The organism is Williamsia sp. Y721 (assembly GCF_059683565.1).
The window spans coordinates 523,335-537,010 of sequence record NZ_JCASNH010000002.1 but is presented as its reverse complement, the minus strand read 5'-3'; the positions used below and the strand labels follow the sequence as shown (position 1 = coordinate 537,010).

The window sequence follows — 13,676 nt, the reverse complement described above, 5'->3', positions numbered from 1 at the left end:
GAGCAGTGATACAGGATAAGCAGTGACCGCGCTCCGGCCGGTCACGTTCCACTCGGTGATGCGTGGTTTGGGCCCTTCCGCTGCCGCTGGTCAACCGCGCGAGATGTTTCGGGCGGGACTCGGCATCTTGATCGGCCTGGGTGTGGTCGGGTTGCTGCTACTGGTGCCGGGTGTGGATCAAGAGCTCGGGCTGTACATGATCGCGCCGTTCGGTGCGACAGCCGTTCTGGTGTTCGCGGCACCGAGTAGTCCACTGGCGCAACCCTGGCCCGCAGTTGTCGGTAATACGATCTCCGCGGTTGTCGGTGTCGCCGTGACCCTGCTGGTACCCGATGTGACGTTGCGGATCGCGCTTGCCGTCGGGCTGGCGGTGGCTGCGATGATCCTGGTGCGCGCGGTGCACCCGCCTGCAGGCGCGGTCGCGATGACGGCCGCATTGTCTCCGGATGCCGTTGATGCCTTGGGATTTCGGTTCGCTCTCGCGCCTGTCGCCGCCGGTACTGTCCTGCTCGTGGTCCTTGCGGCGGCGTATGGGCGCACGACCGGAAGGCACTATCCGTTCCGGCAGTTCGATGAAGCTCCGCCACCCGCGGAAAGACTTGGTCTCAGCGAAGACGAGCTGTCCGGAATCCTTCAGCACTATCGGCAGACGCTGAACCTTGGCGTCGCCGACCTTGCCCGGTTGATCGGCGCGGCAGAACTGCAGGCCGCGAGTCATCGGACCGGGCCGTTGAAGGCCGACGACGTCATGTCTCGCGACCTGGTGACCGTGCAGCCGGATGCAACGCTCGATGATCTTGCGGAACTGTTTCGGCTGCACGGGTTCACGTCATTGCCGGTGGTGGATCACGGCGGCGGATTCCTCGGGGTCGTCTTTCAGATCCACTTGATAGTTCGGCTCCAGGATCCGGAAGCGCGCGGAGGATTCGGGAAGCCGACGCTTCGGTGGGCAGATCGCCGTGGGGAGGTGATCAGGGCGCGCGACATCATGGCAGTGGAACCGGCCGTCGCGTCACCGACGACACCGGTTGCGGCAATGCTGCCGTGGCTTTCCGAGAGTGGTTGCGAGGCAGTGCCGGTCCTCGATGGCAGGGCACTGGTCGGCATCGTCACCCAGACCGACCTGATCGCGGCTCTGGCACGGCAGACCCTGATCGGACCAGTGCCGCTGTGAGGATGACACCGACCGTCAGGAATGCCGCGACATAGCCGGCCACCGCTGCCCAACCCCCGGCCGCATAGGCAAGACCGCCCAGCGCCCCAACCAGGGAAGCCCCGATGTAGTAGCTGAGCACATACAGGGATGACGCCTCGCCACGGTGTTGCGTGGCACGCGCACCGACCCAGGCGCTCGCCACCGAGTGGGCGGCGAAAAAGCCTGCCGTGAAAAGGGATATACCGATCAGGATTGTCGGCAGCCAGTCGGGCAGGCTCAATGCCAGGCCGGTGATCATGACGCCGATGGCGATGACCAGCACTCGGCGCCTGCCCCAGGAATCGGCCATCCGCCCGGCGACGGCGGACGAGATCGTTCCGGACAGATACAGGGTGAAGACCAGTCCGGCCAAGATCACCGGGAGGTTGAACGGACTGGCGATCAGCCGATATCCGAGGAAGTTGTAGACGGTCACAAACCCGCCCATCAGGACAAACGCCAGGCCGAACAGACATAGCAGGGGTGTGTCACGCAGGTGGACGGCCAGGTTGCGAAGCGTCTTCCGTGGCGAAACCCGCTGGGGAACGAAGTTATTCGATTCCGGAACCAGTTTGATGAACGCCACCGCGAATCCCAGGGCGACCAGAGACGCCAACTGTAGCGCCCATTGCCAGGCGGTGATGTCGATCGCCAGGGTGGGGATCATCCGCCCGGCCAAGCCGCCGATCGTGTTGCCTGCGACGTACGTTCCCATCGCTGTGCCCAGGGCACGCCCATCGATCTCTTCGGCAAGATAGGCCATCGCGACTGCGGGAACCCCTGCGCACAACAAACCCTGGAGCGCCCGGCCGGTAAGCAAGATCTCGAACGTCGGACTCCAGGGCAGAACAAGTCCCAGCAGGGCGGCGCTCACCGCTGAAATCGACATCACCCGCACCCGGCCGAAACGTTCGGACAGCACACTTGCCGGGATGATGGCGACGGCCAATAGGCCGGTGCTGACCGAGATGGCCAGAGCAGACGTCGCCGGCGAAACTCCGTAGTGCTCCGAGAAGACCGGAAGCAGACCCTGCACGTAGTAGAGGGTCATGAAGGTCGCCGTGCCGGCTGAAAAGAGGGCAAGGGCGGCTCGCCGATAGCCCGGGTCGCCGAGACGATATCCCGCAGGCTGAACTTTGGACTGTGGGGCGGATGTGTCGGATGCGCTCACTGTGTCTACGGTTCCAGGTGACCGATCCAAAAGGAAATGAATCATATGATGATCTCTAATGCCCTGAGCGCATAAGGAGGACGGATGGCTGCGGACTGGTTCATCACGCTCGCCGAATTGCAGAACGTCTCGGCCGCGGCCCGTCGGCTCCACCTGGCCCAACCGACGCTGTCCCGGATGCTCGGCCGTCTCGAGCGTGAGGTCGGGGTGGCACTGTTCGATCGGCACGCCAAACGGTTGCAACTCAATGCGTTCGGGGAGATCTATCTTCGCCATCTTCGTCGTGCGGTGGCAGAGATGGATAGCGCGCGGTATGAGATCGCCCAGTTGGCCGACCCGGTCGAAGGGTCGATCGACCTGGCATTTCTGCATTCGTTCGGAGTCTGGCTGGTACCCAGCCTGATTGGCGACTTTCGGCGCGAACGGTCGTCGAGGGTGGCGTTCACCCTCACGCAGGGTGCCGCCGATCCGGTGATCGAGCGGGTGCTCACCGGGCCCGCGGACATCGCTGTCGTGTCGCCGCGTCCTCTCACCACCGACGTCGGGTGGTCGCCGATCATGCGGCAGCGGTTGGCGCTGGCGGTTCCCGCGGACCACCCGCTGGCGGTGCGCGATGAGATAACCGTTGCCGAGGCGAGCGAAGAGTCGTTCATCACGGTGGCACCGGGCTACGGAATGCGGCGGATCCTCGAAGAGCTCTGTGCCGACGCCGATTTCCGTCCCAACATCACGTTTGAGACCACCGAGCTCGGAACGGTTGCAGGTCTGGTGGCCGCCGGATTGGGGGTGTCGATCCTTCCGGTCGAGGGCAATCCGCAGCTACCCCCTGGGGTGGTGCTCATTCCCTTTGTCGGAGAGGAAACATCCCGCGAAGTGGGGCTGATCTGGAAACGCGACAGCGCGATGAGTCCGGCGGCATCTCGATTTCGGGACTTTGTCACCGAGTGGGCGCGGTCGGCGGAGACCTGATCGACGAGAAACTCAGGCCGCGATGTTGCGCTTCTTGGGCCGGATGCGGTGCGGATCGACATCGGAATCCTCTTCGGCGAGCCCGAAGGAAATGATCCGCGTCGGGTGGATGCGGATGATCGGCCCCGCGGCGCTGCGTGGTTCGACCTGCTCAGCGGTGCCGCGGATCTCGAGGCAGCGCACCCGCCAGGGGTTCCGGGAGGCGATATCGTCGACCACGAATGCAACCGTGGGATTAACGGCGAGATTCTTGTACTTCTGACTTGCCGCCATGTTGAACCCGGTGATGTCGATTGTGCCGAGGTCGATGTTGCACGTGAAACCAACAGGATTCACCTGTGGGTTTCCTCCTGGCTGGAGCGTCGCCAAACGTCCCAGATCCTGCGTCGCCAGGTATTCGATCTCGTCGTCTGTGAACGTCATCTTGTTCCCCATCTCGTCGTCGGCAGAGTTGCCGCCAACAGTTTCCGACTTCAAGCGCGCTTGAAGTCAACCCGAGATGGGGCGGCCGCTACATGGACTTCACGGCTGCAACGGCGCCGCCGTCGACGAGGAGGTCGATGCCGCTGATGAAGGTCGCGGTGGGGCCGAGCAGGAACGCGACGGCAGCGGCGATGTCGTCGGGGGTGCCGAGCCGTTTGGTGGCCGAGAGATCGACCATCATGCGCATACCTGCACCGCTTTCACCGGCAAGTTCCTGTTGTCCCATCGAGGTCGAGATGACGCCGGGGCTGACGGAGTTGATGCGTGCACCGCGTGCACCCCACTGCCCGCTTGCAGCCTGCACTCGAAGTATGTTGGCGCGCTTGGCAATGGAATAGTTGAGGCCGGGGTCGATGTCGGTGCGCAGGAACGGCAGTTGCAGCAGCTCGGTGGTCGGGGTGCGGGCGAGGGCCTTTTCCTGCTCCCCGTCGAGCCCGCCACCGCCGAGGTATCCGGCCATGCTCGAGATCACCACGCCGGCACCGCCGGGCGCGATGATCTGCCCGAAAGCGTCGAGCGACAGTGCGACCCCGAGAAGGTCGACCTTCAGGATGGATTCCGAATTTGCTTGTGTCGGAGACAGTCCGGCGGTGTGGACGACCTCGGTGACGGCACCGAGTGAGGCCGCGGTGTCGGCAAGGGCGGCCACCGATTCCGGAAGCCCGACATCGATCTGCTGGGTCGTCACCGAATGACCTTCGTCGCTGAGGGTTCTGGCTGCGGAAGCGAGGGTTTCGGTGTTGAAGTCTGCGAGCAGAATGTGCTTGCCAGGACCCTGTCTGCGGGCGACCGCGAGACCCATTCCGCCGACGCCGATGACAACCAGCACGTTCTTGTCCATCGCTGCACTCCTGTCTATTCGAAGGCGGCCAGCTCGCCGCCTCCTCTGACCTGTCGACGATCGACTGCACCGTGTGCGCGAACCAATTGCCGATGCTCTGCACGCTACTGCTTCCGTCGGGCATCAGCGCAAGTTGGCAGGAGGAGAACACGAAACCCAAGCCCATCATGACGATTTGGATACCCGCGGGTGACGAGAAAACGCCGCGGGCCCGCTCCCGGATGCATAGGTTGTCGTTTGACCACCTACGCGTCCGGGTACCCGCGTCGGGCCTCAACTGAGCAGAGTCGGAGATCTCTATGGCTACCTTTGTGCTGGTACACGGCGGTGGACATGGTGGCTGGTGCTACCAGTCGGTCGCGCGCCTGCTTCGGTCTGCGGGCCACGACGTCTACACGCCGACACTGACCGGTCTGGGTGAGAGGTCGCACCTGGTGTCCAAGGATGTAAACCTCGACGTCCAGATCACTGACGTGGTCAACGTTTTGGAGTTCGAGGATTTGCACGACGTGGTCCTGGTAGGCCACAGCTACGGCGGAATGATCATCACCGGGGTTGCAGATCGCGCCACCGCGCGGATCGGTCATCTGGTCTACCTCGATGCCGCCAATCCGGAGAACGGTCAATCGCTTGCCGACGTCGCAGGCCTGCTGATGGAGGCATCCCGGTCGGTCGGGCGAGTGGTCGACGGTGTCGAACTCGTGCTGTTCCCGGGCACCGATCCGATGGGGTACTACGGCGTGACCGACCCCGATCAGATCGCCTGGATGAAGCCGAAACTCACCCCGCATCCGTGGGCTTGCTTCGAGCAGAAGTTGTTGCTGGACAACGAATCCGCCGTGCGTGAGATTCCGCAGTCACACATCGTGTGTACCGCGACCCTTCCGTTCCGTGACGTGGCCGCGTTGCGGGCCGCATCCGACGGGCGGGTGTGGGACATCGACACCGGCCACGACCTGATGATCTCCGAACCCGAAAAGGTGACAGAAATGCTGCTTCGGGTGGTCTAGGCCGTCAACTTCGTCGTCGGGAGCAGGTGCGGAGGGAAACCCCCCTTTGTGGCCATCCTGGGGGCCGAACGTGGCCTGATGTTCTGCCCAACGGGTGAGCTGGGCTGGTCAAACACCTGTGATCGACACCTATACTCGATCCGAATCGCGTGGCCGGGGGGTCTGGCCTGCAGTGGGGGAGATTGAGATGAGCAATTTTCAGGCTGATGTCGACGAGTTGGTACGGCTTGGCGGGGTCTTGCATGGACTAGCGGCGGAAGCGGCCGCCTTGCGGGTCGGACCGGCCGCCGGCCCGTATTCGTCCGTTCAAGGAGGAATCCTGGCATCGGTCACCGAAGCATCCTCGATCTCGGTTGATCTGATCGATGGTGCACTCGTGCCTGCACTGGACGAACGTCTGGGCGAGACCGGGGACGTGATGATCAACGTCGCTGCCCAGTTCCGAGCCGTAGACGAACAGTCGGCAGCCAATCTCGCGTCGACATTCACCGCAGCAACCGGTGACTGGAACCCGGAGGAACCCGTCTGATGGTGACCAGATCACAACTGGCGGCGTTCAACCCGGCGACGCTGACCAGCATTGCTGATGCCTGGACCGCGTTGGGTGTCAGTGCAGAAGCCTTGTTCGAGCGGTATCAGGCCGGCGTTACGAGAGCGGGCGAAGTCTATTGGGAGGGTACGACCGCTGAAGCCGTTCAGGCTCGCGCAACCGCGGATAAGACCGCCGTCGGGACGGTCGCTGATGCGCTCGACGCGGTGGCGACGACGGCACGGCAGGGCTTCTACGAGATCGATGCACCGTTGCAGCGCGCCAGGGCCGCCATTCTGGCCGCAGAGACCGACGGGTTCACAGTCTCGGAATCTCTGGCGATCACCGACAGTGAGTCCGATCCTGAAGATGACCGGGTCGCCCTGCTCGCTGAACGTGCACGGGAGTTGAACGACGCCGTCACCGCGACCGTCAATGCCGATGAGTCCGTCAAGGGGCAGTTGTCCGGCGCGCGTGAAGGACTCACGGCGACGTTCACCTCGGCCGCCACCTCGGGCGGGGGACAGGGTCGGGTTGACGGTCGGGCCCTGGCCAACGACCCCTCCGCGTTGACTCCGGAGCAACTGCGGCGCATCCAAGAAAGCGCGCACCTGACTGACGCGCAACTCGATGCACTCGCTCGCGGCGAAACCGCTGCCATCCCGGCATCGCAGATGGAGTACCTGAATCAGCTGAGTACGGCGCTGGACGGCAAGTCACCGCAGGAGATTCAAGACCTGCTTTCGAAGTTGTCGCCGGGTAACCAAGCAGCAGTGGCCAATTCGCTGCAGATTCTGTCGAACGAGAAGGTGACCGCCTCAGTGCGCGGCGATGTGGAGGTTCCGACCAACGGTGGACTCGACTGGTTGCCGACTGGGATGAAGGAATCACTGACCCGAGATGATTTGACGGTCATCGGCTTTGAGACCGTCGGAAGCAGCGTGCTACCGAGCGTGGCTCTGAATGGCGTCGCCGACAACAAAGCGATCGCCGGAATCGTTGCGAAGGGCGACGGTAGGTATCAGAGCGGCACCGCGCTCGACAGCGCACTGCTCGACGTCGGGCGACAGTACCTAGACGCACAGGTTGCGCACGAGCAGAGTCCGAACAGCAAGTTCGAGTACTTCACCGTGGATGGACGTGGCACTCAGGACATGGCGATCACCGAAGAAATCTTCAGCGCGGTGGGCGGCGACAAAATAGCGGTCGATGCTGCGGTGAGCGATCCAAAGTCCGGAAATGACTTCGTGAAGGACTTGCTCGTGCACAACTGGACTGATGACGGCAAAGCTGCATCCACCCTCTTCCAGTTCGCAGACGGCGATGCCACGATCGAAGATCGCAACAACGCGAACGACGTTGCGACTGCTACCCGTACGGGCAACATCATGGAGTCCGTCGCGCGTGCAGCCAGTACCGGCGCTGGTAGTGAGAAAAGTGAGGACGACGTCTGGAATTACCTGCGGAATATCCCGGGCACGGACCAAAATGTTGGTCAGCTCAACCCGGAGCTCCTCCGCGAAATTTCGAAAAGTATGAGTCCGTATGTCTCGGACCTTATCGGAAGCCCTGGCGACAACACCGCAGGTTTCGATCGCGCTGACCCAGCGAATCCCGGTAAGAGTTGGACCGACCCCGTCGGTGAAGGGCTCTACAAAGGCTCGGCGAACGTGTTCGCATTGATGAACACCGACGAGGAAGCGGGAAGGATATTTACGCAAGCTGCGATTGAGGAGCAAGTTGAGGCGCAGGTTCGATATGCCACGGATCCCACAGCCCCGCTGTCGTCTGCTGAACTGACGAGGATTGGGAAGCTGCACGGATTGGTCGACGAAGGTCTGGAGATGGCTCTCCAGGATCACTATGACGGTGAGGCCACGAAGGCGGAAGCGGCATACGCTCGTAAGGATGCGGCCTTCACTGCGGCATCGGCGTTGGCTTCCTTTGGGCTCGATAGGGTTACAGGGGGCGAGTTGGTCAACCTCGCGGTTGATGCTTCCGGTGACACATTGAAGAACTCTGTGATCGGTGAGGCCCCGTCGGGAGCCCAGACAGCGACAGTTCATCCGCCGAACTTCGACCGCGACGCGTACGCGATCTTGAAATCGACCCCCGAGATACCTGCGGCGGTTCGTGAACAATACCCAGACTACTTTGCCGGCGCGGTTCTGAGGCCGTGGGATGAGATGGTCAACCTCAACGGTGACGAGAATGATGACAGTGCAGCTTATGGGGAGATGTTCAAATTACTCGGTGGTCCCACTGGTACCGACCTCGACAAAATCAAAGATGCGTACGATGCGATCGCCGATGAATAAGAGGGTGCGAAATCTCTCGGTTATGCTTCTCTGCGTATCCTTAAGCTTAGCTGGCTGTGGGGGATTTCATCAGGCTGGATCCTCCCAGGCACCGGCTTTCGATAACTTCGCGCCGCATGTCTGGTCTGCCGATGGCGGTATTGATCTGTTTTCACGCGGTTCGGAGTTGTTACGCGCTTCGTTCGAGGCGAAATACTACTCTCCGGTGATTGAGGAAGTCGATGACTTCTTTCCGGGCTATACGACAGCGCTTCTGAATCCTAGGGAGCCAGGGGAGCCTGCCAGGTTCGGTGAGCGGGAGCAATATCTCGCGCCGCTCAGTGAGACGGTGTTTGCGCATATCACCGACTACGACGCGACTGACGCTGAGATATCAGGGACCATATGTAAGTACATAATTCGCACGACGGCGGGACCAAACCGAACTGTGGAGATGCCGACAAGTGCGTACCGGTTCGTGTTGAAGAATTCTGGCGCAAACGCCGGCTTGCCGGGTGTTACCGATGTTGATCCGGATTATGGTGAGCCTGGGGAACGGACTCCGTCGTGGGATGTGTTTGGTACATGGAAGATTGAGTCGGGTTGGCCACTGCGCGCAGCAAAGCCGCCCGAGAACGGCGGCAACGGTGTGCCGCCGGGATGCCACGATTGGTGGTTGCAGGAACTTCCGAGTTTGACCCTCCGGTCCCCGGATGACGTATTTCGGCAACAGCCGGAAGGCTATGTGCCACCGGTGATGCCGGCGGGAGTGCAGTTTCCGGGCTGGATCGGGCCTTCGAACGTGGCGTAGTCGGTGAGGGCCCTGGGTTTGTCCCTGGGGAGGAGGCAATTCAGGGGGATGAAGTTGGGCAGAAATCGTGGCTGGCTGGTGATCTTCGCCAGTGATCAGTAACCGAGAGCCAGGGGAGTCCGATGGTGGTTAGTCGGGTTTGGCGGTTAGCGTCCCTCGCCGCGTGCGCGGTCCTGGGTGTGACGGCGTGTGGCAGTGGGACTGATTCCGCACCAACGGCATCGAAAACTGAAGCGTTCGTGAACTTCACGCCACATATCTGGTCGACGGAAGCTGGTGTCGATTTGTTCGGTCGTGGATCTGAGTTGATACGGGCCGCGAGTGAGGCGGGGTTCTATTGGCCCGCTATTAAGGAAATTGACGATTACTACGCGGGATTTAGTTCCGCTTTGGCTCCGGAGCAAGGCAACTTTGCTCGCACTCGTTGGGAGACTCGAGCGGAGTATCTGGCCCCGCGCGACGAGACAATGTTCCTCCATATCGCCGACTATTCCGAGACCGAGTCCACGGTATCGGCAACAGTGTGCCACTACACGCTTCACTCGACGCCGGGATCTGACGAGGTCGACCCCCCGGGCCGCGTATATCGGATCGTCTTGGAGAACGTAGACGAGTCAAAGGGGACGCCGGGCGTGGTCGACCATGACGCGGCGCACGGTTCAGAGGAACAGCAGACACCATCGTGGAATGTCTTCGGGTCGTGGAAGATCAGGCTGGGGCAGGTCTTCTTTGGTGGGACTCAGGAGGCTCCGACCAAAGATGGGTTCTTCATTCCGCAGGAGTGCCGAGATTGGTGGGCGGAGAGGTTTCCAGGATTGGCACCGTTGGAACCCGGATCCCCTTATCAGACACAACCACCGGGGTTTGTAGCGCCGGTGATGCCGGTGGGAGTGCAGTTTCCGGGCTGGATCGGGCCTTCGAACGTGGCGTAGTCGGTGAGGGCCCCGGGTTTGTTCCTGGGGAGGAGGCAACTCAGGGGGATGAAGTTGGGCAGAAATCGTGGCTGGCTGGTGAGCTTCGCCAGTGATTAGCAACCGAGAGCCAGGGAGTCTGATGGTGGTTAGTCGGGTTAGTCGGGTTAGTCGGATTTGGCGGTTTGCGACCCTCGCCGCGTGCATGATCCTGACTGTGACGGCGTGTGGTGATGGGGCTTATTCTGAGCCAAGCTCATCGAAACCTGAAGTGTTCGTGAACTTCACGCCACATATCTGGTCGGCGGAATCTGGTGTCGATTTGTTCGGTCGTGGATCGGAGTTGATACGGGCCGCGAGTGAGGCGGGGTTCTATTGGCCGGCAATTGAAGAAATTGATGACTTCTTCCCGGGATTCACTGACGCTCTCGAGCCGACTGAGAGAAGTGGATTTGTGCGGACTCGGTGGGGCGACGATCGAACGGACTATCTCGAGCCGGTTGAGGAGACTATGTTTCTCCACATTGCCGACTATTCGGAGACTGCGGATAGGGTCGAGGCGACGGTGTGTCATTACAGCCTGTTTTCTGTCCCGGGCCGTGATCTGGTAAATCCTCCCGCCGGTTCATATCGAATCGTATTAGAGAATCCCGGCAAGTTCATGAGCAAGGCGGGTGTCGCCGACCGTGATCCAGCAGGGGGTACAGACGAGCAGCGGGCGCCGTCGTGGAATGTGTTTGGGTCATGGAAGATTCGGTATGGCAAGACCATCTTCGGGGGGACCGAGAAGTTCCCTCGGGAGGAGGACGGACTCTTTGTTCCGCAGGAGTGTCGGGATTGGTGGCTGCAGCAGTTTCCGGGATTGACGCTGCCGTATCCGGACGCGCCCTATCAGGAGCAGCCCGCAGGGTTTGTAGCGCCGGTGATGCCGGTGGGAGTGCAGTTTCCGGGCTGGATCGGGCCTTCGAACGTGGCGTAGTCGGTGAGGGCCCTGGGTTTGTCCCTGGGGAGGAGGCAACTCAGGGGGATGAAGTTGGGCAGAAATCGTGGCTGGCTGGTGATCTTCGCCAGTGATCAGTAACCGAGAGCCAGGGGAGTCCGATGGTGGTTAGTCGGGTTTGGCGGTTAGCGACCCTTGTCGCGTGCGCAGTCCTGGGCGCGGCTGCATGTGGAGAACCGGATATAGAGCGATTGTCGGCCGAGCCTGAATCATTCAGCAACTTCACTCCACATGTGTGGTCTGCGGAAGCCGGCGTCGATGTGTTCGGGCGCGGGCCAGAACTGCTGCGTGCGGCGAGTGAAGCGGGCTTCTACTGGCCTGCGATCGAAGAGATCGATGACTACTTCCCTGGTTTCACGGGCGCTCTGGCTCCTGGGCAGGAACCCTTCACACTCGCCCGTTGGGAGGACCGAGCAGAGTATCTCGCTCCGATAGACGAAACGATCTTCTTGCATATCGCCGACTACTCAGAAACGGACACAGTGATATCGGCGTCGGTCTGTAGTTACATGCTGCACTCGATTCCGGGCGTGGACGATGTAAATCCGCCGACCGGTGTGGATCGAATCGTGTTGGAGAACGTTGGCGGGTCAACGGGCGCGGCCGGTGTGGAAGATGTCGATCCGGATCACGGAACCGAACTGCAGTGGTCGCCGTCATGGAATGTGTTTGGGTCGTGGATGATTCGGTTGGGTAAGCCGATCTTTGGCGGCACACAAGGGGCACCGCGGGACGACGGTCTCTTTGTTCCGAAGGAGTGCCGAGATTGTTGGGCGGAGAGATTTCCGGGACTGACGCATCCGGATCCTGATTCGCCGTATCAAGAGCAGCCTCCAGGATTTGTGGCGCCAGTTATTCCTGTGGGAGTGCAGTTTCCGGGCTGGATCGGGCCTTCGAACGTGGCGTAGGGGCTTGAGCCGCCAAACTCGCCCCGTAATAGTTTGGCACTCAAAGGATCTCGTTCGGAATGCTCAGTACAGCCCGGGAAAATACTCCTTGCGAATGTGTGTTCGATTGGGTACGGTGGAGTCAGTCGACCACAAGTACGCCGTATCTGACGCCTTCCCCGCAGAGACACTCCGGTCGACGCCCCCGGTTTGTTCTCTCCTTGGAAGGTGCTGTGCTATGCGACTTCTCGAGATGGTCAACGATTTGGTTGACCTGGTCTTACCCGATGATGCAACTGCCACGTTGGGTATGGCGAAGGATCTGATCACCTTGCGCAATGCGGCCGAGCATCAGCTCGCGGTGTGTGCTGCGGTGATCGACGAGTCGGGAATGGCGCGTAAGGCTGGGTCGACAACAACAAAGTTGTTGCAGGCCAACGGTGCTGCACCAGTATCTGCGTACCGCTGGTTACGCATCAGCGCAGGCTTGATGGGTCTGGATCGTACCGCCGGGTATTCGCGGGACGGGTTCCTGTCCTCCGAACATGTGGACGCGGTGGTCAAGGGCGTCGCCCATATCGTCGGCCGGTCCGAGGATCCGGTGACACCCGAACAGCAGGTTGGCTTTGAGCGGAAACTGCTGAGCCACGCCATTTCCGGAGCCGCACCAGCTGAGATCGGTGCAGAGGCGCGCGCGCTGGGTAACGAGGTGGCCCGGGACACCGGTGGTCCACCACCGGCTGAGGACCGGTCGCTGAACAGTCTGGACTATGCAGTCCGTGAGGGTCGCTGTGTCGGGACGTTCGATGTTGATGCGGTGATCGGGGAAAAGTTGTTCTCCGCGTTGGACTTCTGGTCCAAAGCGCGCACTGAATCGGATGGCTCGGATGACAATCGAAGCCCCACCCAACGCCGCGCAGATGCGCTGCACCAGTTATTGGATTGCGGCGGCGGGGGGCAAACACTGGTGTCGGCGCCGCGGACCGAGGTGATGGTCACCGTGCCCGCCGACCATCCCGAGGCTGCCTCGCTGCCCTGGATGGGTCCGGTCACCGAAGCCACCGCCACAATGTTGGCCTGCGATTCATCGATTACCACGATCACCCTGGACGGACAGGAAGTCCCGGTCGATCTGAGTCCGCCGAAACGGTTGTTCAAGGGTTTGGTCCGCAAAGCGATCATCATTCGCGACACCTGCTGCATCAAGTGTGGTGCGAAGGCCGGTTGGTCGGACTGCCACCACATCGTGCACTTTGTCGACGGCGGCCTCACCACTCTGGAAAACGGGTGCCTGCTGTGCCGCACCTGCCACATGGCCGTTCACAACACCGACTGGGACGTCGTCATGGGCACCGACGGACACCCGTGGATGATCCCACCCGCCGACATCGACCCACAGCGAAAACCTTTACCGGCCTACAACCGGCGAACCCTGACCCTCGCCGCCTGACCGACGATCATCCCGGATCCGCTGCCGCAACGAGATATTGGCAGCGGCCGACGAGCCATCTCCATCAGTCGCATCCGACCACGCGTCGGGACCGCGCACGAACTCTTGACAACTCCACAGTG

At 61.5% G+C, this 13,676-nt stretch carries 13 protein-coding genes; 10 read left to right on the top strand and 3 right to left on the bottom strand.

All coding sequences use genetic code 11. The annotated features are described in order from the left end of the window. Positions 1 to 58 precede the first annotated feature (58 nt). On the top strand, positions 59 to 1,174 hold the full coding sequence (locus tag AC56PL_RS11225; protein ID WP_497154290.1) for an HPP family protein: 1,116 nt from the start codon (positions 59 to 61) through the stop codon (positions 1,172 to 1,174). Here AC56PL_RS11225 and AC56PL_RS11220 read toward each other — a convergent pair. Beyond that, positions 1,110 to 2,411, bottom strand: coding sequence for an MFS transporter (locus AC56PL_RS11220; RefSeq protein WP_497153867.1), 1,302 nt, complete (start codon positions 2,409 to 2,411; stop codon positions 1,110 to 1,112). The genes AC56PL_RS11225 and AC56PL_RS11220 overlap by 65 nt on opposite strands. 39 nt (positions 2,412 to 2,450) lie before the next feature. On the opposite strand from AC56PL_RS11220, the gene AC56PL_RS11215 reads away from it, so the two are divergent. Further along, positions 2,451 to 3,335 (top strand): LysR family transcriptional regulator, encoded by an 885-nt coding sequence (locus AC56PL_RS11215; RefSeq protein ID WP_497153866.1) that lies wholly within the window; start codon positions 2,451 to 2,453, stop codon positions 3,333 to 3,335. Between the two features lie 12 nt (positions 3,336 to 3,347). On the opposite strand, the gene AC56PL_RS11210 is transcribed toward AC56PL_RS11215, so the two are convergent. Further along, positions 3,348 to 3,758: a PPOX class F420-dependent oxidoreductase gene (locus AC56PL_RS11210; RefSeq protein ID WP_495513772.1), complete on the bottom strand. Its 411-nt coding sequence runs from the start codon at positions 3,756 to 3,758 to the stop codon at positions 3,348 to 3,350. Positions 3,759 to 3,846: 88 nt separating this feature from the next. Continuing rightward, positions 3,847 to 4,659, bottom strand: a complete 813-nt coding sequence (locus AC56PL_RS11205) for an SDR family oxidoreductase (RefSeq protein WP_497153865.1) — start codon at positions 4,657 to 4,659, stop codon at positions 3,847 to 3,849. Positions 4,660 to 4,958: 299 nt separating this feature from the next. Between AC56PL_RS11205 and AC56PL_RS11200 the strand changes: the two genes are divergently transcribed. The 8 genes from AC56PL_RS11200 (at position 4,959) to AC56PL_RS11165 (ending at position 13,554) form a co-directional block, all read left to right on the top strand. Next, positions 4,959 to 5,669 carry an alpha/beta hydrolase gene (locus tag AC56PL_RS11200; protein WP_497153864.1) on the top strand — a complete coding sequence of 237 codons (711 nt, stop codon included), beginning with the start codon at positions 4,959 to 4,961 and terminating at the stop codon, positions 5,667 to 5,669. A gap of 187 nt (positions 5,670 to 5,856) precedes the next feature. Continuing rightward, the gene (locus tag AC56PL_RS11195) at positions 5,857 to 6,198 is read left to right on the top strand and encodes a hypothetical protein (protein WP_497153863.1); all 342 of its coding nucleotides are present in this window, start codon (positions 5,857 to 5,859) and stop codon (positions 6,196 to 6,198) included. 71 nt (positions 6,199 to 6,269) lie between these two features. After that, a complete protein-coding gene (locus AC56PL_RS11190) occupies positions 6,270 to 8,516 on the top strand; it encodes a TPR repeat domain-containing protein (protein ID WP_497153862.1) in 2,247 nt (748 codons plus the stop codon). Continuing rightward, positions 8,509 to 9,306, top strand: coding sequence for a hypothetical protein (locus tag AC56PL_RS11185; RefSeq protein ID WP_497153861.1), 798 nt, complete (start codon positions 8,509 to 8,511; stop codon positions 9,304 to 9,306). The genes AC56PL_RS11190 and AC56PL_RS11185 overlap by 8 nt, the downstream gene beginning before the upstream one ends. A 239-nt stretch (positions 9,307 to 9,545) precedes the next feature. After that, on the top strand, positions 9,546 to 10,238 hold the full coding sequence (locus AC56PL_RS11180) for a hypothetical protein (RefSeq protein ID WP_497153860.1): 693 nt from the start codon (positions 9,546 to 9,548) through the stop codon (positions 10,236 to 10,238). A 184-nt stretch (positions 10,239 to 10,422) separates the two neighbouring features. After that, complete coding sequence (locus tag AC56PL_RS11175) at positions 10,423 to 11,196, top strand: hypothetical protein (protein ID WP_497153859.1); 774 nt, start codon at positions 10,423 to 10,425, stop codon at positions 11,194 to 11,196. 212 nt (positions 11,197 to 11,408) lie between these two features. After that, positions 11,409 to 12,125 carry a hypothetical protein gene (locus tag AC56PL_RS11170; RefSeq protein ID WP_497153858.1) on the top strand — a complete coding sequence of 239 codons (717 nt, stop codon included), beginning with the start codon at positions 11,409 to 11,411 and terminating at the stop codon, positions 12,123 to 12,125. Positions 12,126 to 12,342: 217 nt separating this feature from the next. Next, a complete protein-coding gene (locus tag AC56PL_RS11165; protein WP_497153857.1) occupies positions 12,343 to 13,554 on the top strand; it encodes an HNH endonuclease in 1,212 nt (403 codons plus the stop codon). Positions 13,555 to 13,676 lie beyond the last annotated feature (122 nt).

Coding starts and splice junctions, on each gene's coding strand:
- AC56PL_RS11165 (WP_497153857.1), top strand. CDS start 12,343: ATGCGACTTCTCGAGATGGTCAACGATTTGGTTGACCTGGTCTTACCC.
- AC56PL_RS11220 (WP_497153867.1), bottom strand. CDS start 2,411: ATGATTCATTTCCTTTTGGATCGGTCACCTGGAACCGTAGACACAGTG.
- AC56PL_RS11215 (WP_497153866.1), top strand. CDS start 2,451: ATGGCTGCGGACTGGTTCATCACGCTCGCCGAATTGCAGAACGTCTCG.
- AC56PL_RS11225 (WP_497154290.1), top strand. CDS start 59: ATGCGTGGTTTGGGCCCTTCCGCTGCCGCTGGTCAACCGCGCGAGATG.
- AC56PL_RS11200 (WP_497153864.1), top strand. CDS start 4,959: ATGGCTACCTTTGTGCTGGTACACGGCGGTGGACATGGTGGCTGGTGC.
- AC56PL_RS11195 (WP_497153863.1), top strand. CDS start 5,857: ATGAGCAATTTTCAGGCTGATGTCGACGAGTTGGTACGGCTTGGCGGG.
- AC56PL_RS11175 (WP_497153859.1), top strand. CDS start 10,423: ATGATCCTGACTGTGACGGCGTGTGGTGATGGGGCTTATTCTGAGCCA.
- AC56PL_RS11205 (WP_497153865.1), bottom strand. CDS start 4,659: ATGGACAAGAACGTGCTGGTTGTCATCGGCGTCGGCGGAATGGGTCTC.
- AC56PL_RS11210 (WP_495513772.1), bottom strand. CDS start 3,758: ATGACGTTCACAGACGACGAGATCGAATACCTGGCGACGCAGGATCTG.
- AC56PL_RS11185 (WP_497153861.1), top strand. CDS start 8,509: ATGAATAAGAGGGTGCGAAATCTCTCGGTTATGCTTCTCTGCGTATCC.